Raw genomic sequence first — 19,835 nt, 5'->3', positions numbered from 1 at the left:
CCTCGTAAGTCTGCTCCATTTAAGTTTGCCGCAATTAAATATGCTCCTCTTAAATTTGCACCTTGTAAATCTTTCTTTTTCAGATTTGCTCCCATAAGGTCTGCACCGCGGTGTATGATTCGTTTCTTACGCGCAGTATTCATTTCCTTCCATACTAATTCGCTCGTTTCTAAAAGAAGAATGTTTACCTCTGCCCTATGCACTGGAACATTTATTTTCATTAACTCATCTGGATTTAAATTCGAAAGTCGCTCTGTCTCCTCAATTGCGGTCTTCAGCTCTTTATGAATTGGCTGTGTTGCCTTTAAAAGAATCGCTTCATTCAAATACCAAAGCATTTCATGAAGTTGATGCATAACTGGAAAAGCATCATACATTTTTCTCGCATGCTTAGCATCTTTCCGCCAATCAACCCCGTTAAATGTAACTTGAGAAATCTTCTGCCCAGCGCCGAAACATTCAAATACTGTACAACCTTTATAACCTTTTCCTCTAAGATTTTTATGTATACTACATTTAAAATCTGATTGTAAGTTGGAACATGGTTTACCACCATCTTTATTCACTGCAAAATCTACCGATGCTGCGAACGGTAATGCAACGCAACATAGACCGAAGCATTTTTCGCAGTTTGCTTTTAAATGATCATTATGATTAGTCAAAATCTATACCCCCTGTTGTCTTTTGACTATTTCATAATATTCCAACTGTAATAAATAATCAATTTTAAAATAAACCGGCATCTTTCGTTTCAATTCATAACTTTATCATTCGATTTCCTTTCAATTGAAAAGGACTATTTTTATTTAATGAATTATAATTAAATTATAAATTTTCTAACTAAAAGGAGACTTATTATGGCACTACAAATGAAAACAAACTGTCAAATTTGCGATCAATCGCTCGAACAAGATTCTGAAGCATACATTTGTGTATATGAATGTACATTTTGCGCACCATGTACAGAAGAAAGACACAACGTTTGTCCAAACTGCGGCGGCGAATTAGTACGTAGACCGAAAAAGAAACAATAAAAAGCAAAGCGATATCGCTTTGCTTTTTATTGTTTTCTGAGTATATGAAATTATATCGAACACAACTTAAACATTTAAAAACTTCACACAAACAGGCTCTGGCACAGCAACATCAGATTGTAAAAGTGTTAACTTTCCTGTAGATTCATCTCTTGAAAATAGCACAAGATTATGTGACTTTTCATTTGTAGCAACAAGAAACTTTTCAGTGGGATCTAATACAAAGTCCCTCGGCCAATTTCCTTCTGTAGATGTATGTTCAACAAATGTAAGCTGACCTGAATTTTGATCTACGCTATAAATAGCGATACTATTATGACCACGATTACCTGCATATACAAAACGGCCGTCAGAAGAAATATGGATAGCACTTCCTTGACTATTTTCATCAAAGTGTTCTGGAAGAGTAGAAATATACTGTACTTCTGTAAAGGATCCTTCTTCCGAGTTATATGTTAGCGCAATAACCTCTGAACTAAGCTCCGTCATTACATAAGCGTATTTTCCATTTGGATGAAAAGTAATGTGTCTTGGACCACTCCCTGGATTTACAGATAAACTATTCACTTCTGTTAATGTACTATCTTTTATTTCATACGTAATTAACTTATCAATTCCTAAATCAACACCTATCACATATTTTTCATCAGGAGTATATCCCGCGTAATGTGCATGTGGTTTTTCTTGTCTTTCTTTATTTGGACCTGAACCTTCATGCGCCATAATAGATGAAGCAGGATTTACAGTTCCATTTTCTTCATTTATTTCAAAAGACTCAATCGTTCCTTTATGGTAATTTGCTGTAACTACCGTATGATTCCCACTATCAACGCTCACATGACAAGGAGAAGCCCCTTCTACTACTTGTCTGTTTTCTGCCTTTAACTCTCCAGTTTTACTATCAATTGAATAGGCAGCTACACCACCAGATTCTCCTTCCTTAACAACGGAATAGAGATACTCATTATTTCGGTTAATCGTTACATATGTAGGGTTATCCAGCTTAGCGGCAAGTGTTACATTACTAATTTTTTTTGCTTCTGTGTCTAAAGTAATCTTATATATTCCTTCACTATTTTCTTTTGTGTAAGTTCCAACATATCCAATAAACTCTTTGTTATCCTTCATTTTTATAACCCTCTCTCCCTATATTTTTCGTTCATCATACTTCTTAAAATATTTTATGTTGAAAGAGTATCCTAAAAAATCGGAGTACCTCTTTATACGTTACCATATTTTCTTGATAAATAGCTTTTAAACCCACTTTTTTTGGTACGCTGCTATACTTTCATATTCTTCTTCCAATTGACGAGACAGACGAATATAGATTGGTGTTAAATCTTTATATTTTTCCACACTTTCCATGTTTGGCCCATGATGAAAATCTGCCCCTACCATTTCAGAAACTACGCATAATGTATCTATTTCACCTAAACTATATAAACCGAGGATTGCAGCACCTAAGCAAGAGCTTTCGAAACTTTCAGGAACATATACGTCTTGATGGAAAATATCTGCCATCATCTGTCTCCAAAGTTCCGATCTTGCAAAACCGCCTGTCGCTTGAATTTTTTTTGGTTCGCCAATTAGCTCTTTTAAAGCGAGAAGAACGGTATATAAATTATAAATTACTCCTTCTAAAACAGCACGGATAAGATGTTCTTTCTTATGATGCAATCCGAGTCCAAAGAAAGATCCCCGTGCATTTGCATTCCATAAAGGAGCTCTTTCCCCTGCTAAATACGGATGAAACAATAAACCGTCAGATCCAGGATTCACATTTGCTGCTATTTCAGTAAGTACTTCATATGGATCTTTTCCTAAACGCTTCGCAAGTTCAATCTCTGAAGTGCCCAATTGGTCACGAGCCCATCTGAAAATCATACCACCGTTATTAACTGGACCACCGATTACCCAATGGTCTTCAGTTAACGCATAACAAAAAATTCTACCTTTTGGATCTGTTACAGGACGATTTGTTACAGCACGTATCGCACCGCTTGTACCAATTGTAACAGCCACAACGCCAGGGTCTATTGCATTTACACCTAAATTAGATAGTACTCCATCACTCGCTCCTACTACAAAAGGCGTAGAAACAAGTACATTCATCTCTTTGGCAAGCTCTTCATCTAATCCTGTTAAACTGTGCGTTGTTGGAACAAGTTTAGAAAGCTTGTCATCTGTAATTCCCGCAACATGTAAAGCCTCTTCATCCCATTTTAAAGATTTCAAATTAAACATCCCTGTCGCTGATGCTATAGAATAATCAATTACATATTCTTTATATAACTTGTAGAAAACATATTCTTTAATAGAAATGAATTTATAACTTCTTGCGAACAATTCTACCCGCTCATTCTGTAACCAAACTAATTTCGAAAGTGGTGACATCGGATGAATAGGTGTCCCAGTACGTAAATAAATTTCATGACCATTCATATCATTCTTTATTTTCTCCGCCCAGCTTGCACTTCTATTATCTGCCCACGTGATACATTTCGTTAACGGATTTCCATCTTCGTCTACAGCGATAACGCTATGCATTGCCGAACTGAAAGAAACACAGAGAATATCAACCGCTTGTATATTACTTGATTGCACAACTTCTTTAATCGTATGTATCACCGCTTGAAAGATTTCTTCTGGATCTTGTTCTGCTATTTCAGGCGTAGGAGAATATAAAGGATATTCAATTCCATGACTTGCAATAACAGATCCATCAATTGAAAACAAAACCGATTTTGTACTAGTTGTCCCAATATCTACACCGATCATATATTTCGATCTCACTATGTAACCCCTTTCAGAATATCCCATTAAAAAAGAACACTCTCAATTCTTTACTAATTATGCATACATACTTGGGAGCACCATGGTTTATACGAAAAAAGACTCTCCCTTATGAGAATTACGTGCTAACTAACTTTACTCTCATAAGGGGGCCTTTTCATATCTATTGTACTAATTTGAAAATGAATCGTTTCTATATGATATTGCTGTTTTCACGTAATAAGATGTCAAAATCAAGATTAAGTTTATAGGATGAAGTCACATAGAGATTGACCCTCTCGTAAAAAAGCAATTAGTGAACATTTCACTTCATTATAATTTAGGCGCTTTCGCCCAATCAGCAGCAAATTTCTCAATACCTTGGTCTGTTAATGGGTGCATAGCAAGTTGTTCAATTACTTTATAAGGAATTGTTGCAATGTGAGCACCTGCCATCGCTACACGAGTTACATGATCTGGATGTCTAACAGAAGCCGCAATAATTTGTGTATCTAGTTGATGAACATCGAATAATTCAGCAATTTTAGCAACTAATAATACGCCATCTTCAGAAATATCATCTAAGCGTCCTAAAAATGGAGAAACGTACGTTGCACCTGCTCGAGCAGCTAAAAGTGCTTGGTTCACCGTGAAAATAAGTGTAACATTCGTTTTCACACCTTTTTCAGTAAGGTAGCGACAAGCTTCTAATCCAGCTAACGTCATCGGAAGTTTAATTGTAACTTTTTCATCGCCACCGTTAATTTTAATCAGTTCTTCTGCTTGGGCGATCATCTCTTCAGCTGTAACAGCATCTGGCGTTACTTCTGCCGAAACAGATTCAACTTTAGGAACTGCCTGACAAATTTCTGCAATACGGTCTTCAAATTTAATGCCCTCTTTTGCTACTAAAGAAGGATTCGTTGTAACACCAGCTAAAACTCCAAGTTTATATGCTTTTTTTATATCCTCAAGATTTGCAGTATCAATAAAAAATTTCATGATTAATTCCCTCCAGTTTTTAAACGTTGATGAGTTACATGTTTAATATGCTTATCCCGTAAAAGCCCGATTGGTGTGGAATGAAGCCCCTACTTATTAAAGTTTCACTTTATTTCTTTTCTACTGCATGTCCGCCAAATTCATTGCGCAGAGCTGCTACAACTTTTCCTGTAAATGTATCATTGTCTAATGAGCGGTAGCGCATTAATAGAGACATTGCGATAACAGGAGTTGCTGTTTGAAGGTCTAATGCTGTTTCTACTGTCCATTTTCCTTCACCAGAAGAATGCATAACACCCTTAATCTCATCCAATTTTGCATCTTTAGAAAATGCATTTTCTGTTAATTCCATTAACCAAGAACGAATGACTGAACCGTTGTTCCATACTCTTGATACTTTTTCATAATCGTAGTCAAATTCACTTTTCTCTAGAATCTCAAATCCTTCACCAATAGCAGCCATCATACCGTATTCAATTCCGTTATGAACCATTTTTAAGAAGTGACCACTACCAGCTTTTCCAGCATATAAGAATCCATTTTCTACAGCAGTATCGCGGAAGATAGGTTCAACGATGTCCCAAGCTTCTTGATCTCCTCCGATCATGTAACAAGCACCATTACGAGCGCCTTCCATTCCGCCAGAAGTTCCTGCATCCATAAAGTGAATGCCATCTTTCTTTAATTGCTCATATCGGCGGATAGACTCTTTATAATGTGAATTACCAGCTTCAATTAAAATATCTCCTTTTGATAAAAGTGGTGTAACCTCATCAATAACAGAATCAACAACAGCGTGTGGTACCATTACCCAAAGAATTCTTGGTGATTGTAATGACTGAACAAGTTCACTTAAACTAGATGTACCCGTTGCCCCGTACTCTTTCATTTCTTCTACTGCGCTCGTATTTAAATCAAATGCTACTACTTCATGTTTATGATCCATTAAATTTTTCCCTAAATTTAATCCCATTTTACCTAACCCAATTAATCCTACTTGCATAATATAATTCCTCCTCAAATCATCTTTTATTAAAAATCCATATCACTACAATCTGGAATACCTTTCAGCACTGAAATGTTAGTATGTACAGAAAGGTATTCACAGTCATAGCTTAAGAATTCAACACATTTTTTGTAATTTGAACAACATTTTCTGTCGTAAATCCAAATAGATTCATGACTTCAGCTCCAGTTCCTGAAGCTCCAAATGTTTCAATTGATAGTACTTTTCCTTCTTGTCCTACATAACGTTCCCAACCTAGAGATACACCCATCTCAAGAGATACTCGTTTCGTTACAGAAGACGGAAGAACGGATTCTTTATATTCGTTCGATTGGCGATCGAATAACTCCCAGCTCGGCATTGCAACGATGCGAACAGAAACTTGTTCTTCTTCTAATTTTGCTTTCGCACTAGCAGCTAAGGATACTTCAGAACCTGTCGCAATTAAAATTACATCCGGATTTTCATTTGTTTGTGTTAATACGTAAGCTCCTTTAGAGAGATTCTCTATGTTCGCTTTCGTTTCATTAAACACCGGTAAATTTTGACGGCTCAGTACTAAAACGACTGGACCATCCGTTTGCTGTAAAGCATACGCCCAAGCACTTGCTGTTTCATTTGCATCTGACGGACGGATAACTGTTAGACCAGGAATTGCTCGAAGCGCTGCCAATTGTTCAATTGGTTCATGCGTTGGACCATCTTCTCCTACAGCAATCGAATCATGTGTAAATACGTAAGTAACAGGTAACTTTTGCAGTGCAGCCAGTCGAATCGATGGACGAAGGTAATCATTAAATACAAAGAATGTACTTACGAAAGGTTTTACTCCTCCATGGAGAGCCAGTCCATTCGCTGCCGCGCCCATTGCATGTTCACGTACACCGAAGTATATATTTCGTCCAGCATATGATTCTACTGCATATACTGCTTCACCTTTTATATCTGTCATCGTAGAATGAGAAAGATCCGCACTTCCACCGAAAATAGAAGGAATCGATTTCACATAATGATTAATAGCTTCCCCACTTGCAACACGAGTGGAAATTGTTTTTTCAGTATCAAAAGATAGAATGTCTTTCGCTTCAATTAAAACCTCACCTGTAATCGCTTTTTCTAATTCATCTGCTAGTGCAGGGTTTGACTCTCTGTATACGTTAAATTGCTCATTCCATTCGTTCTCTTTTTCAATACCTTTTTGTTTCAGTTCATTAAAATGAGCTGTTACTTCTTCAGGCACAAAGAAGTCTTCCTCATAGTGCCAACCATACACTTGTTTTGTCGCTGTCGCTTCTTCTACTCCAAGCGGATTACCATGTGCTTTATTCGTTCCAGCAACTTTTGGACTTCCATAACCTATAATGGTTCTAATTTCTATAAGAGTAGGTTGATCCGTATTTTCTTTCGCTAATGTAATGGCTTTTGTAATAGCATCGACATCGGTTCCATCTTCAACTCTTACATATTGCCAATGTACAGATTCTGCCCTTTTCTGAATATCTTCAGAGAAAGCAATGCCTAATTCACCATCAAGTGAAATTTCATTTGAATCATACAGTACAATTAACTTGCCAAGTTTCATATGTCCTGCCATTGACATCGCTTCATAAGCGACACCCTCCATTAAGTCACCATCTCCGACTAAAGCATACGTATTGTGATCTATAATAGAGTGACCATCCTTATTAAACTTCGCTGCTAAATGAGCTTCTGCCATTGCCATTCCGACAGCATTAGCAATCCCTTGTCCTAACGGGCCTGTAGTCGCTTCAACTCCAGGAGTATGCCCAAACTCAGGATGTCCTGGTGTTTTACTATTTAACTTTCTGAAGTTTTTCAAGTCATCAATTGAAACGTCATATCCAGCTAAATGAAGTAGGCTATATAACAGACTAGATCCATGTCCTGCCGATAAAACGAAACGATCACGGTTAAACCATTCTGGGTGATTAGGATTGTAATTTAAATGATTCGCCCATAATGCATAAGCCATTGGTGCTGCTCCCATCGGAAGACCTGGATGACCTGAGTTTGCCGCATTAATAGCATCAATCGATAACGTACGAAGTGTATTCACTGCTAATTGATTTATGTTTTGTGCCATAGTAATCGTCCCCCTAAATGCTTTCATGAAAGAAAGTACTTATTTTTCCGTCTCTTGATCTAACCACCATTTAAATCCACTTTCTTGCAACAGTTCATTAGACGCTTCTGGACCATATGAACCAGACTCATATTCATGAAGCGGTAATAAGTTTTCCTCGAACGCTTCAAGAATTGGTTGTACCCATTCCCATGACAATTCAACTTCTCTCCAATGTGCAAAGAATGTAGCGTCTCCACTCACCGCATCATGAATGAGTCTTTCATACGCTTCAGGTACTCCCACATCCACTTGCTCGCAAGTAAAGTTAATACGCATCGGTTCAATCTCTCCATTTTTCAATGGATTTTTACTATTTAACTGTAATGAAACGTTCTCACCTGGGCTAATTTCAATTATTAATAAGTTAGGTGCTGCATTTGGATTATTATCTTGATATTGCTGTTTTAACGTATTTTTAAATTCAATTACAATACGAGTAGACTTTTCTTTCATTCGTTTTCCTGTTCGTATATAGAAGGGAACGCCAGTCCAAAATGGATTATCGATCCACAGGCGAGCAGCAACAAATGTGTCTATGTTAGAAGAAGGATTTACTCCTGGCTCCTCTTTATACGCTACAACTTGCCCGCCTTTTATCTCTCCTGAAGAGTATTGACCGCGAATGATATGGCTTTGAACGTCTTCTTTTTTCACTTTACGAAGCGTCTCCATTACTTTTCGTTTTTCCTCTCGAATTTCACACGCATTAACCTTTTCCGGCAGATTCATAGCAGTCATCATTAATATTTGTAACATATGATTTTGAACCATATCTCGAATGGCTCCTGCATGATCATAATATCCGGCTCTTTCTTCAACCCCAACTGTTTCACTAGCTGTAATTTGTACATTTGCTATATGTTCTTTGTTCCAAATCGATTGGAGAACAGGATTTGCAAATTCTAGTGCTTCAAGGTTTTGAATCATCGGTTTACCTAAATAGTGATCAATACGGTATATCTCGTCTTCTTCAAACGTGCGACTAAGCTTATCATTAAGCTCACGAGCAGATGTAAGGTCGTGCCCAAACGGTTTCTCAATCATCAGGCGTTTCCATCCATCTGTTTTATCAAGTCCGCTTTCCTTAATATTTAAAGCAATGGTCTCGAAAAATTCAGGAGCAACTGAAAGATAGAACATTCTATTACCTTTTATATGTAGTTCCTCTTCCCTTTCACGAACGACTTGTAATAACCTCTCATAGTCTTCCGGTTTACTCACATCTAATGGACAATAGCGAAAATTATCTAAAAAACCTTCGAGTTCCGGAGTACCTTCTTCCCTCTGACGAGAAAACGTCTCTATTGATTCTTTTATTCTTTTTTGAAAATCTATATGAGACACTTCACGTCTTCCAAGCCCGATAACAGATATTTGCTTTGGAAGCTTTTGATCTCTATATAAGTTATATAGCGCGGGGTAAATTTTGCGTTTTGCTAAGTCCCCTGTCGCTCCAAATAAAACAAAGGTCATTGATTCCAAGTTCAGTCCCCCTCGTGATGTATAGTCATTGTCACTATAGTAAAAATGCATTGTACAGAAGCTACTATCATTGTTGATTCACTCTTGCTTCTTAACTTCAAATTTTTTATATTTGTCGCTTTCTCATTGTCCCCAATATTAATAGTGGCAATTCAAAGCATTTTTACCACATACTACTTAATTACTATAACTTATATAAAATAATTTAATTATTAAAAGTAATTAAGTTATTTTATATCTATCATATTAACTACATAAATTATCATCGTCAAGAAAAGTGTCTCGGATTAAAGATTCTTCATTCCCTAATATCTTTTAGTACTCATGTATTTATTAGAAAAAGATTAGATCTATGTTCATTACATGAAATGAATAATAAAAAGGCCAAAATGAACATATTCTTGTTCGTTTTGGCCTTTTTATTATTGCTTCAGATGATTCTTAACTGCTCTTATAACCAATTCGTGATCTTCTTCTGGTGGTAATCCCGAAACTGTTATCATTCCAATAACCCCTACGTCTTTTATTCTGATAGGAAAGCAGCCACCAAACGCAGCATATTCCGAAGTATCTAAAAGATATTTTTCATTATATGAGATTCCAGTTATTTCACTTTGTATCTGCATATAATACGAGCTATGATCATGCAGAGAAACGACTCGTTTTTTACGCTCAATCCATTTCGTATTTTCCTCATTTGTCCCTGTCATTTTGAAATGAAACAATTGCACACCGTTTTTCGTTATATCAACAGCAATCAATTTCCCCTCTTTCTTCGCTGTTTCAACGATAAATAAACCTAGTTGCAGTGCATCTTCATTTGTAAAAGAGGAAAATTGAAGTGTTTCCTCCTCTATTAAAATTCGTTTACTTATTTCATTCAAATTTGAAGTACTCATATCTTTAACCTCCATAATTGTTTTATGCCACACCGACATTTTTTCGAAATTATTAGGCCATATAGTACAACCTTTCAATCAATCTGATTCTAAATAAACTACTGTAACATCTTTGGTGACTAGTACCGTAAAGCTTGTTTTCTTCTTACTGGTGCTATTATGAATGATATTCAAAGTTATAAAAAGTACTATTCTAGTTACCCTTATCTTACAGAGACTATTATGAAATATATTTAACATCTTAAAAATGTATGTACTAAAGAATAATATTTTTAATCACTAGCTTTTTTGATCAATCATTATAGTCCAATTTCATCAAAATTTTTATCAATTATTACACTATCCAACAATAGGAGGAAACAAAGATGGATGAAAATATATCCAAAAGTTGAAAAGCAGTTGAATCCCTTGAAGGAATAGTTGTAATTCACTACATATAGAAATAGACATACAAAAACGCTATCCTTTCCTATAATTCTAAAGAAAGAATAGCGTTTTTTTTCAAAAATGAGTTCTTTTATTGAGAAACTTTGATTCTATATCATACATAAAAGAGCAACTAGTGCTAAAACAGCTGGAAGTCCTTGTTTCACAATAATTGATTTATTAGATGTGAAACCTCCGAAAATAGCTGCTATCACCACACAAATCACGAAAAATAATTGGACCATATAACCAATTGGATTGAGCCCAAGTACAAGTCCCCAAATGAGACCAGCCGCTAAAAATCCATTATATAAACCTTGGTTTGCAAACATAATGGCTACGTTTCGATCTCCTTCTAAATGCTTCGGTAATTTGAAAGCACGTTTCGCTACTTTTGAATCAATAAAAAACATTTCAAGGATCATGATAAACAAATGTTCTAATGCTACGATCCCGACTAAAATAGCTGCGATTATTTCCACACTATTCTGCCCCCTACACTCTCTATTCTTTAATATTCTCTACATTTTTTTGTATCTGTAATAGAACATGAATAAGTATTTTGCGTTCTTCTCCACTGATATTTACGAACATTTCCTTCATAAAATGTTCCTTTTCTTTCTTGTCAAAATATTAATTGATGTATCAATTATTGATACATCAATTAATATACATCTCTCTTTTTATTTTTGCAAGTTTTTTTGCTCAATTGGTTTTATTTTGTTCCAGCAACTTTAAACCAATTCAAAACATCAGTTCGTATTTCTAGAAATCATAATTACTTTAAGTTCATTCTGACAATCATATTTAACTAAATATATAAAAGAATTGAGTTATATCTCCATCAATTTATAAAAATTAATTTTTTCTAAAAACAGATACTTTACGTTTTTTATAGTAATAAAAATCATTTTTTGTTTCAGAGGCAATCCATTTTGTTAGCTTGATGGGCATAGGATAGCACCATATGACGAACCAATTATCTTTCAAGAAGACGGCTAGAAATCTGGATTTGGTACAGGAGTTGCCTACTTCCCCAATCCAGATGGTACTAATTTAGAGCTAATTGCTCCAAAAGGGCCATTCAGACATGAATAGTTAAAATAAATTAATACCGAAACAAGCCACCTTCTGCCTGGAAGGTGGCTGTTTGTCGGCAAGTTGATAGAATGACTAAAAAAGGACAAACTCTCCAATGTGAGAAGTTTGTCCAAAAAGTTTTTCATGTTAACTATTTTTACACTAATACCAATAATAGTGAATTAGAATAATGACTTAATACTTGCTAAGACAGTAAGTACACCTACAATAATAACAAATACGTTGCTCATTTTCCCTTTGTATTTAGCTAGTACTGGCACTTTTTGAATCGCATACATCGGTAATAGACATAAGATAGCAGCAACTAAAGGACCGCTTAGAGAATCAATAAGTCCAAGAATACTTGGATTTGTATAAGCAACAAACCAACATGATAATACAACAAAAGTAAGGACGATTGTCTTAATTGTTTTTTCTTCAATATCTTTTCCACGTGATTTACCGAACTTAATAATCATGTCACGCATTACTTCAAATGCTCCGATATAATGGCCAAGGAAAGACTTTGTAATAGCCACAAAAGCAATAATTGGAGCTGCAATCGTGATTACAGGTGAATTAAGTTCATTCGCAAGATATGAAAGGATTGATAAGTTTTGCTCTTTTGCCATTTTTAAATCCTCTGGAGTTAAGCTCAGTGCACTACTCCAAACGAAGAACATAACTACAACGAATGTCATGATATAACAAACCTTTTGTATTTGCGCACATTTAGCATCAGTGGCTTCGATTCCATACGTAGCTCTCTGTTTCACAACAAATGATGAAATCATAGGTGAATGATTAAATGAGAATACGATGATTGGTAGAATCAACAGTATCGTTCCCAAATATCCTGTTCCTGTTGAAGCAGTAGAAACAGCTGAAAAGCTAAGCATTGACGTATTCCACTGTGGAATTAAAGATATTGCGATAAACAGTAGAGAAGCTATGAAAGGATACACTAGCATACTCATGATCTTTACAGTGATATCTTGACCAAAATTCAGTATAGCGATAAGACCAAGAACTAATACAAGTGATAAAATAGCCCTTGGAGGCTCTGGCATGTGCAATTGATGCACGATAAAACTACTTGCAGTATTTGTAAGCGCAACCGAATACATTAGTACGATTGTATAAATTGAACTGAAATATACGATGTTAAAAATGATACTCGCTTTATTTCCGAAATACTCTCTAATTGTACCTGTGATCCCCTCATCAGCAGAATTAGAAGCGTATATCATTTTAGCAAGCGCCCTATGTGAGTAGTACATAACTGGATATGCAAGTAATGTAATTAGTAGTAAAGATAATAAACCACCTGAACCTGCATTAATCGGTAAAAAGAGCACCCCTGCTCCAATTGCAGTTCCAAATAGACTGAGTGCCCATGTAGTATCCTGCTTATGCCACTTTTTCGGATCTGCATATTGCTCATTTTTTAGTGCGGTATTTTCAGCTTGAACTTCTATTTTCTTTGCAGTATTCCCGTTCATATAATAACTCCCCCTTGTATCTATTTCTGCATCTCTCTTTGCTGCTAACAAATATTCCCTTTCGGAAAATGAATTCCTTACAAGTTGCCCCACATTGTATGTCCTTCATCATAATGAAACCAAATTGAAACATTCGCTAGTTAGCGTCCTAATATAATTGTTAGCGTTCACAAAAAAGTTTACTCATAATATCCGCTCTTTATATAAAGACCCCTTAAGAGAACAATATAGAATAGACTTCATAAATACGTTGCAACATTTCTAATAACAGTGTATTACTTTAATGGTTTCTCTTTTTTTACTTTTAACAGTAATTTTAGCTAAACCGGCCTCTCTTAATTTGCGAGGCATTTCTTTCTCAATTCTATACATTACTTTAATAACTTCGGCAGCACTGATGATATTGCTTACACAAGCCACTGAAGCACTTTACATACATTTCGCCTCTAATCACACACCTTTCTTACTAGTAATCGCATTTTTTATATTTTCTCCAGAGATAATAAAATTTCTCTCGACGCCCTCATTATAACGTGTATATTTATAAAATTAATATTTTTATATTTTCAGAAATATTAAAGGTGAATAATTTTATATGGATAATATTTTACAGTTAGCATGTAGCCATTGTTTTTATCGCTTAAAGCTGAATTAGTTAGTAAAAAAATACAATAATACATTGTCTTTCTAGGTAACTCATGATGGAGATACTTATATCCCCTTTTATCAAAAAATTTCATTTTAAACATAAAAGATATTCTAATAAATAATTAATGTAGGTAAAAAGAAAAGATTTCCAAAATACAAAAACCAAATTTTGGGATATATATTATTAATATTGAATTCATATACACTTTAAAAAAACTACATTGAGCAAAAAACAAAAAAGCTGCCCAATATGGACAGCTCATTTACATAATTATCATTATCAAGGATGCACAAACAAATCACTTCAATGTTATCTTAATTGTAGTTTGTTCGACTCTTCTTCAGGAATATCTCTATGTTTGTAATGAATCGTTTTTAGATCATTTCCTTTTATGCGAAAAGTAATTGTGTCCTCTCAATAAGGCGGGTTGTGTGCACCCTCAAAAGTTTGAATTTGAACAGTTACATAAAAAGTATAGTTTGTTGTATCTTTTTTTATTTCAAGTATTTTTTCAGAACCTCGATACCAAAGTTTTGGTTCCTTATAATAGTTTTCAACCTCTTTACTTATTGGCTCCAATAAGAGCTCAATTACTACTTCTTTTAAAAGCTGTTTTGATACAGTTATTCTGCTGATTTTCTTTCTTTTTACATCTATAATTCTCCAAAAATCCCCGCTCTTTTCAACGGTATAAAGAACATTCGTACCGTCCGCTTTCAAAAGATGAAAATAACCTTTATTTCCCTTAATATATAATCGTGGTTCATTAATCCACTCACCTTCTGTTTGCACTATTCCTAAAAACAACTGAGTAAGTGGTGTTATCTTATAATCTAATTGGTTAAATTCACCAAACGAATAAAGTTTATAACCAGTTAAATCTATGCCAAAATTTCTGTTTATATCATTTTCCTTTTTTACAATTGCTTGAGCAGAAATGCAGGGTAATAAAAAAATAAACAGACATATGATGCTAACCATTGTTAATCTTATTTTCATAACATCCATCCCCTCTTTTATTAAGATGCAACAAAAGAAAGGATATTATTGATTAGGGTATAAGCTAAAAAATTAAACTCCCCCATTAACTAGCTCGTTTATCGAGTTTAATTTTGAAGAAAGTCCGATAAACCATTCTTCGTCTCCTGTTAATAATGCAAGGTCTATAAGGTAAAGAATTTGTTCCTTATTTATTGCCTTTGATTCAGGGAGTTTTTTTACATGTTTACTTAAAAAGGACATTGTTTTATTTATTGTATCTCTGTTGTCACATTTCACAACATTAACCTTAACTACTTCCCCTACATTATCAAATGATTCAATATAACCAAGTATTAATTCACCCTCTACTGATATTCCTCGAACCCAATCGCCTACTTTTAAAACAGGATTATGCTTTGACATCATACTCTTTCACCTTCCTACAAATTATTTTTAGTGACGATAAACAACATAAAAAAATAAATTTAACTGTAATATTTTTCATTACATTTATGTGTTAAGAACTCACGGCTATATAATAATTAAGCCGCTTAACGCTCTTGATTAATAAGGTCAACAACTTCTTTCATTGTATAATTCTTTAAGTATTCACCTAGATGTTCTTCAGCACCTAAGAAAATAGCAAAAAGAACTTTTCGCATGTTCGAACCTACAACACACTGATCGTTTGATTCCGGACACTTCGGCTGCAAAGCACCTTCAGAGGTTATCTGATAAATATGCCAAAGATTAACTTCACCTAAATCGCGAGCGAAAATAAAGCCTCCACCAGTTCCCTCTTTTGATTGTATAAACTTATGTTTTTTTAACAAACTTAGTACTTTACGAATACGTACTGGATGTACACCTGCACTTTCTGAAATAGCATTACTTGTTGACATCCGGTCTGGCTGTAAAGCTAAATAAGTTAAACTGTGAATGGCCAAGGTAAAGTCGCTGTTCATTGTTTTCCTCCTACGATTAAAAATATTGTTTCTCATATATTAACATACTGTAGCCATAAATATTACAGATAGGTTAGAACGTTAAAACATATAGAATACTTCTTACCATAAAAAATTAATTCCTTTATATTCTATCCGGTCTGGCCTATATCCGATAACTTCATTTAGCTTTTTAAGTTGAAAATAAAATTAAACACTCCACTGTTTCTTCACTTGTTCTTCTGCCAGTTGTTTAATTTTTGTCCAAATCGTATCTTTACTCACAATAACATTTGTTTGATAATTTCTATCATTATAATTAACTGTAACACATACTTCAATCATCTTCTGCTTCCTCCTTTCAAAAAACTTTTTCTAAAAAATATTACTTATTAATTGGCCAATTTTTGCAGTTCAATGTTTAAAAATGTTCGAACGCTACGTGGTAAAAACTTGCGAATTTCTTCATCATTAAAACCAATCTGTAATCTTTTCTCATCCAGCATAATTGGGCGACGCAACATTAGTGGATACTCGATTATTAATTTATAAAATTCATTAAGCGAAAGCTCCTCAATATTTATATTTAAGTCCTGAAAAGTTTTGGATCTAGTTGAAATAATTTCATTAGCCCCCTCTTCAGTTAAACGAAGAATTGCTTTAAGCTCATCAACTGTCATAGAATTTGATACGATGTTTTTTTCAATATAATCAATTTGATGCTCTTCAAGCCATGCTTTCGCTTTTCGGCATGAAGCACAGCTTGCTGTTGTATATAGAATTACCATATTTAACTCACTCCTTTAATGTTTTTTATCAAACGTACATTTTACATATCGGTTATTGAAATGTATTAAAAAAAATTACAGTTTAGAATCAAATTCACGTAATGTTTCGTTTATCTCTACTATTCATTTCTTTTCAAAATGCTTCTTCTATAACATTGTTGAAACTACATTTTACAGACGATGACAACTCACTTCTAAAAATCTTACTGTAATTTTAAACTTTACAGTTCGATTAATCAACTGTTAAGTCTTGGATTAATTATTGTAACGCAACAAATCGTTTTCTTTTGTATGAATGTCCCCATAGTATTACAGCTAACCAATCTCAAATGCACTTCAAAGCACATTTTATTCATTTCTTGCTTACAAGTGCTATTATGGAATATATTTAACATAATAAAAAGTACGTACTTTAAAGTGTTATCGGCACTAAAAAGAAATAATTTTAGTATTACAACGTATTTAGGCTCAAAACTATAATCTAAATTCATCAAAGGAGTTTTTTTATGAAAACATACAATATTCCTGTAGAGGCGACTTTAGAAGTTATTGGCGGAAAGTGGAAAGTTGTTATCCTTTGTCATTTAAAAAAAGGGACAAAAAGAACGAGTGAATTAAAACGATTAATGCCTGGTATTACGCAAAAAATGTTAACGCAACAATTACGGGAACTAGAAGAAGATGGTGTAATCCAAAGGAAAATATATGACCAAGTACCACCGAAAGTAGAGTACTCTTTAACCGATTACGGTTCGTCTTTAGGAGCTATACTCGATTCCCTCTGTTCCTGGGGAGAAGTTCATCTTGAAAAAAACGGGAACACATCCATGCTGATTACAGCCGATGAATAATAACTGCTCCTACTATATGTGTAAATTCTATCCAAGATAAAAAACCGGTTGAGACAATACTTGCCTCAACCGGTTTTTATGTCTCTTTATAATTTTTTGCCGTAATGACTGTTTCAAACTCAAAGGTTTCTGGTAGATGATCTGCATAAGAATATTCAAAAGTTCGTCCATCCGTTAAGTAAGCTACTTGTTCAACTCGCATTAGGAAATCCTGATTTGTTAAGTTCATAAACTGCTTTTCCCTATCATCTGGGCGAATTCCTTTAACCCTGACAACAGATGTCCCTACTTCAAGGCCAAGTTTATTTTGAATATGTGAGTATATCGACTCCTCTAAAACAGAAGCCTCAACACCTGGGATAACCGAAATTGGCATCCATGTATGCTCCATAATCGTCGGAATGCTGTGAATGATGCGGAGGCGAATGATTTTATAGACGAAATTACCGATTGAAACTCCCAATTTCTCAGCAACTGCTTCATCAGCACCAACAATCGTAAACTCGATAATTTTACTTTCTACCTCACTGCCGTAAACAGCTTTCGTACCTGTTAAAGTTTGAATCATTCGTGCCTTTTCCTGCTGACGCCAATCTTGCACCACTGTTCCACTTCCACGCCGGCGGATGATGTAGCCGTCTCTTACTAACAGATCCAGCGCTTTTTTAATAGTAAGTGCTGAAACATCAAATTCTTCAGCAAGGACGGGGCTACTCGGAATTTTTTCGTTGATTTTATATTCACCGTCTAAAATTTGCTGTTTAATCTTTTGATAAATGCCGAGGTATTTTACTTGTGTTGATCCGCTTGCCATTTCCATACCTCCTTTATACTCTATCCCCTCTTCTATTCATTCAAATGTAAAGCCTCAAGTTTGTAAACTGAAGGTGATGGGACAGCAAATCCGTTTTCCAAAATTTCAATATTCGTTACCGCTTCTTCGTCTTTCACAAGTTTTGGTGCACCATTAACGATTGTTTCATACGCCGCATCATAGAAACGACCGTAATCACCAAGCGGCGTTTTAATTTGTTTTTCAATCCAGTCACCATTTGCATTACGATATTTAGCAACTCCATAGTACATCGGTGAATCTTCACCAAATCCTGCACTCTCAGGCATAATACCCGCTTTCAAATCATTTTCCTGCTGATCTTCACCATATTTAATAAATGATCCATTTGTTCCATGAACGATAAAGCGTGGATAATCTTTTGCTACGACATGGTTCGTTTTCAGTTTAATTTTCAACTGATTTCCGTAATGTAGACCAACATCGAAATAGTTATCAACCGCACCTTGCACTTCATTATTACGAATATCGTATGTCACCGTATCTGGACGGCCGAATAGTGAAATCATGCGGTCCATCGTATGAATACCTAAACTGTAGAATGAACCTTCTTCTTTTGGAGCTTCATGAGTGATTGAACCCGGACGGAAATAATCAATATGCGATTCAATCTCAATAATATCACCAAGGAATCCTTGTTCAACAACCTGTTTCACAGCTAAGAAATCACCATCAAAACGACGGTTTTGGTAAGGCATAACGACTACACCTTTCTCTCGTCCTAAAGCTAATAATTCTTTAGCATGCTTTACTGTATCGCAAAATGGTTTTTCAACGATAACTGATTTTCCAGCTAGTATAACTTTTTTTGCTAATTCATAATGCGTATGTGCTGGCGTACAGATCGTCACGACTTGAATTTCCTTGTCATTCAACAATTCGTCCAAATCAGTAGTGAAGTAAACACCTTTTTCCTTATATGGAGCCGCTAATTTTTCATTTATTTGACGTACAAAAATCGTTTTTATTTTTATATTATTACGTGTGTTTACATAAGGTAAGTGATAGCGGTTAGCTGACTTTCCAAATCCAATAAAGCCCATTGTTAATGTCATATTTTTCAACTTCCTTGCTCATAAATTTTCGTTTCTACATTTATTATATAGTTTACTTTTTAAAAGTATATAGTTTTAGTTCTTAATTTGTATATAAAATGAAAAAGTAGGGATAGAAACCATTTCGATTTTCATCCCTACTTCTTTACTATATTTGTGTAATACCAGACATTAATTGTTTTAACTCGCACGTTCTCTTTTTGTCTTTCTTTAAATGACAAAGGATAACTACTTTCCACTTTCCACCGATAACCTCTAAAGTTGCCTCTACAGGAATATTGTATGTTTTCATATAAAAATCTCCTTTAATAATTTTATAAGACAAATAAGCTAAAATATTTAAATATTACTTTTAAGTATCTATA

At 34.7% G+C, this 19,835-nt stretch carries 18 protein-coding genes and 3 pseudogenes; 3 read left to right on the top strand and 18 right to left on the bottom strand.

Features of this window, described 5'->3' with window-relative positions:
* Positions 1-662, bottom strand: a 662-nt coding sequence (locus MR167_RS25155) for a pentapeptide repeat-containing protein (RefSeq protein WP_242315777.1), incomplete at its 3' end; no start/stop codon positions are given.
* 195 nt (positions 663-857) lie between these two features.
* On the opposite strand from MR167_RS25155, the gene MR167_RS25150 reads away from it, so the two are divergent.
* Positions 858-1,034: a DUF1272 domain-containing protein gene (locus MR167_RS25150; protein ID WP_001207874.1), complete on the top strand. Its 177-nt coding sequence runs from the start codon at positions 858-860 to the stop codon at positions 1,032-1,034.
* 66 nt (positions 1,035-1,100) lie between these two features.
* Here MR167_RS25150 and MR167_RS25145 read toward each other — a convergent pair whose 3' ends face one another.
* The 8 genes from MR167_RS25145 to MR167_RS25110 form a co-directional block, all read right to left on the bottom strand.
* A complete protein-coding gene (locus MR167_RS25145; protein WP_000654322.1) occupies positions 1,101-2,162 on the bottom strand; it encodes a lactonase family protein in 1,062 nt (353 codons plus the stop codon).
* 126 nt (positions 2,163-2,288) lie between these two features.
* Complete coding sequence (gntK, locus tag MR167_RS25140) at positions 2,289-3,812, bottom strand: gluconokinase (protein WP_003309728.1); 1,524 nt, start codon at positions 3,810-3,812, stop codon at positions 2,289-2,291.
* A 327-nt stretch (positions 3,813-4,139) separates the two neighbouring features.
* Positions 4,140-4,808, bottom strand: a complete 669-nt coding sequence (gene fsa, locus MR167_RS25135) for a fructose-6-phosphate aldolase (protein WP_000667676.1) — start codon at positions 4,806-4,808, stop codon at positions 4,140-4,142.
* 109 nt (positions 4,809-4,917) lie between these two features.
* Entirely contained in the window at positions 4,918-5,811 is an 894-nt protein-coding gene (gene gnd / locus MR167_RS25130) for a phosphogluconate dehydrogenase (NAD(+)-dependent, decarboxylating) (RefSeq protein WP_001195925.1), read from the bottom strand.
* A 112-nt stretch (positions 5,812-5,923) separates the two neighbouring features.
* The gene (tkt, locus tag MR167_RS25125; protein WP_000068270.1) at positions 5,924-7,918 is read right to left on the bottom strand and encodes a transketolase; all 1,995 of its coding nucleotides are present in this window, start codon (positions 7,916-7,918) and stop codon (positions 5,924-5,926) included.
* A gap of 39 nt (positions 7,919-7,957) precedes the next feature.
* Positions 7,958-9,442: a glucose-6-phosphate dehydrogenase gene (gene zwf, locus MR167_RS25120; RefSeq protein ID WP_000445329.1), complete on the bottom strand. Its 1,485-nt coding sequence runs from the start codon at positions 9,440-9,442 to the stop codon at positions 7,958-7,960.
* Positions 9,443-9,864: 422 nt separating this feature from the next.
* Positions 9,865-10,380, bottom strand: coding sequence for a heme-degrading domain-containing protein (locus tag MR167_RS25115; protein WP_074789785.1), 516 nt, complete (start codon positions 10,378-10,380; stop codon positions 9,865-9,867).
* 497 nt (positions 10,381-10,877) lie between these two features.
* On the bottom strand, positions 10,878-11,249 hold the full coding sequence (locus tag MR167_RS25110) for a DUF1304 domain-containing protein (RefSeq protein ID WP_000402472.1): 372 nt from the start codon (positions 11,247-11,249) through the stop codon (positions 10,878-10,880).
* Between the two features lie 487 nt (positions 11,250-11,736).
* On the opposite strand from MR167_RS25110, the pseudogene MR167_RS25105 reads away from it, so the two are divergent.
* A pseudogene (locus MR167_RS25105) lies at positions 11,737-11,865 on the top strand (VOC family protein); the annotation flags it as partial.
* A 164-nt stretch (positions 11,866-12,029) separates the two neighbouring features.
* Here the strand turns inward: MR167_RS25105 and MR167_RS25100 are convergent.
* From MR167_RS25100 to spxA, 6 genes and pseudogenes are all read right to left on the bottom strand, one after another.
* Positions 12,030-13,349, bottom strand: a complete 1,320-nt coding sequence (locus tag MR167_RS25100) for an aromatic amino acid transport family protein (RefSeq protein WP_001014174.1) — start codon at positions 13,347-13,349, stop codon at positions 12,030-12,032.
* A gap of 958 nt (positions 13,350-14,307) precedes the next feature.
* Positions 14,308-14,997: pseudogene (locus MR167_RS25095) on the bottom strand (DUF3888 domain-containing protein).
* Positions 14,998-15,069: 72 nt separating this feature from the next.
* Positions 15,070-15,402 carry an IDEAL domain-containing protein gene (locus MR167_RS25090; RefSeq protein ID WP_033669682.1) on the bottom strand — a complete coding sequence of 111 codons (333 nt, stop codon included), beginning with the start codon at positions 15,400-15,402 and terminating at the stop codon, positions 15,070-15,072.
* A gap of 128 nt (positions 15,403-15,530) precedes the next feature.
* A complete protein-coding gene (saiR, locus tag MR167_RS25085) occupies positions 15,531-15,944 on the bottom strand; it encodes an Rrf2-family transcriptional regulator SaiR (protein ID WP_001083469.1) in 414 nt (137 codons plus the stop codon).
* A 189-nt stretch (positions 15,945-16,133) separates the two neighbouring features.
* Positions 16,134-16,268 (bottom strand): BA3454 family stress response protein, encoded by a 135-nt coding sequence (locus tag MR167_RS25080; protein WP_000573532.1) that lies wholly within the window; start codon positions 16,266-16,268, stop codon positions 16,134-16,136.
* Positions 16,269-16,315: 47 nt separating this feature from the next.
* Positions 16,316-16,711, bottom strand: a complete 396-nt coding sequence (gene spxA / locus MR167_RS25075) for a transcriptional regulator SpxA (RefSeq protein WP_000236187.1) — start codon at positions 16,709-16,711, stop codon at positions 16,316-16,318.
* A gap of 506 nt (positions 16,712-17,217) precedes the next feature.
* On the opposite strand from spxA, the gene MR167_RS25070 reads away from it, so the two are divergent.
* Complete coding sequence (locus MR167_RS25070) at positions 17,218-17,562, top strand: winged helix-turn-helix transcriptional regulator (protein WP_044784243.1); 345 nt, start codon at positions 17,218-17,220, stop codon at positions 17,560-17,562.
* Between the two features lie 76 nt (positions 17,563-17,638).
* On the opposite strand, the gene MR167_RS25065 is transcribed toward MR167_RS25070, so the two are convergent.
* The 3 genes and pseudogenes from MR167_RS25065 to MR167_RS25055 all read right to left on the bottom strand — a co-directional run.
* Positions 17,639-18,376: a GntR family transcriptional regulator gene (locus MR167_RS25065; RefSeq protein WP_242315776.1), complete on the bottom strand. Its 738-nt coding sequence runs from the start codon at positions 18,374-18,376 to the stop codon at positions 17,639-17,641.
* Between the two features lie 32 nt (positions 18,377-18,408).
* The gene (locus tag MR167_RS25060) at positions 18,409-19,470 is read right to left on the bottom strand and encodes an oxidoreductase (RefSeq protein ID WP_242315775.1); all 1,062 of its coding nucleotides are present in this window, start codon (positions 19,468-19,470) and stop codon (positions 18,409-18,411) included.
* A 154-nt stretch (positions 19,471-19,624) separates the two neighbouring features.
* Positions 19,625-19,762: pseudogene (locus MR167_RS25055) on the bottom strand (winged helix-turn-helix transcriptional regulator); the annotation flags it as partial.
* Between the last annotated feature and the right edge of the window lie 73 nt (positions 19,763-19,835).

The organism is Bacillus cereus group sp. BfR-BA-01355, assembly GCF_022663675.1.
Taxonomy (GTDB): Bacteria; Bacillota; Bacilli; order Bacillales; family Bacillaceae_G; genus Bacillus_A; species Bacillus_A thuringiensis_S.
Note: the sequence above shows the minus strand (reverse complement) of the source record. Positions and strands in the feature narration are given on the sequence as shown.

What these genes read in the sequence shown, in the direction of transcription:
- MR167_RS25145 (WP_000654322.1), bottom strand. Translation starts at nt 2,162, where the DNA reads ATGAAGGATAACAAAGAGTTTATTGGATATGTTGGAACTTACACAAAA.
- saiR (WP_001083469.1), bottom strand. Translation starts at nt 15,944, where the DNA reads ATGAACAGCGACTTTACCTTGGCCATTCACAGTTTAACTTATTTAGCT.
- tkt (WP_000068270.1), bottom strand. Translation starts at nt 7,918, where the DNA reads ATGGCACAAAACATAAATCAATTAGCAGTGAATACACTTCGTACGTTA.
- gntK (WP_003309728.1), bottom strand. Translation starts at nt 3,812, where the DNA reads ATGATCGGTGTAGATATTGGGACAACTAGTACAAAATCGGTTTTGTTT.
- spxA (WP_000236187.1), bottom strand. Translation starts at nt 16,711, where the DNA reads ATGGTAATTCTATATACAACAGCAAGCTGTGCTTCATGCCGAAAAGCG.
- MR167_RS25090 (WP_033669682.1), bottom strand. Translation starts at nt 15,402, where the DNA reads ATGTCAAAGCATAATCCTGTTTTAAAAGTAGGCGATTGGGTTCGAGGA.
- MR167_RS25115 (WP_074789785.1), bottom strand. Translation starts at nt 10,380, where the DNA reads ATGTCGGTGTGGCATAAAACAATTATGGAGGTTAAAGATATGAGTACT.
- MR167_RS25065 (WP_242315776.1), bottom strand. Translation starts at nt 18,376, where the DNA reads ATGGCAAGCGGATCAACACAAGTAAAATACCTCGGCATTTATCAAAAG.
- MR167_RS25060 (WP_242315775.1), bottom strand. Translation starts at nt 19,470, where the DNA reads ATGACATTAACAATGGGCTTTATTGGATTTGGAAAGTCAGCTAACCGC.
- MR167_RS25070 (WP_044784243.1), top strand. Translation starts at nt 17,218, where the DNA reads ATGAAAACATACAATATTCCTGTAGAGGCGACTTTAGAAGTTATTGGC.
- MR167_RS25150 (WP_001207874.1), top strand. Translation starts at nt 858, where the DNA reads ATGGCACTACAAATGAAAACAAACTGTCAAATTTGCGATCAATCGCTC.
- MR167_RS25080 (WP_000573532.1), bottom strand. Translation starts at nt 16,268, where the DNA reads ATGATTGAAGTATGTGTTACAGTTAATTATAATGATAGAAATTATCAA.
- gnd (WP_001195925.1), bottom strand. Translation starts at nt 5,811, where the DNA reads ATGCAAGTAGGATTAATTGGGTTAGGTAAAATGGGATTAAATTTAGGG.
- fsa (WP_000667676.1), bottom strand. Translation starts at nt 4,808, where the DNA reads ATGAAATTTTTTATTGATACTGCAAATCTTGAGGATATAAAAAAAGCA.
- MR167_RS25100 (WP_001014174.1), bottom strand. Translation starts at nt 13,349, where the DNA reads ATGAACGGGAATACTGCAAAGAAAATAGAAGTTCAAGCTGAAAATACC.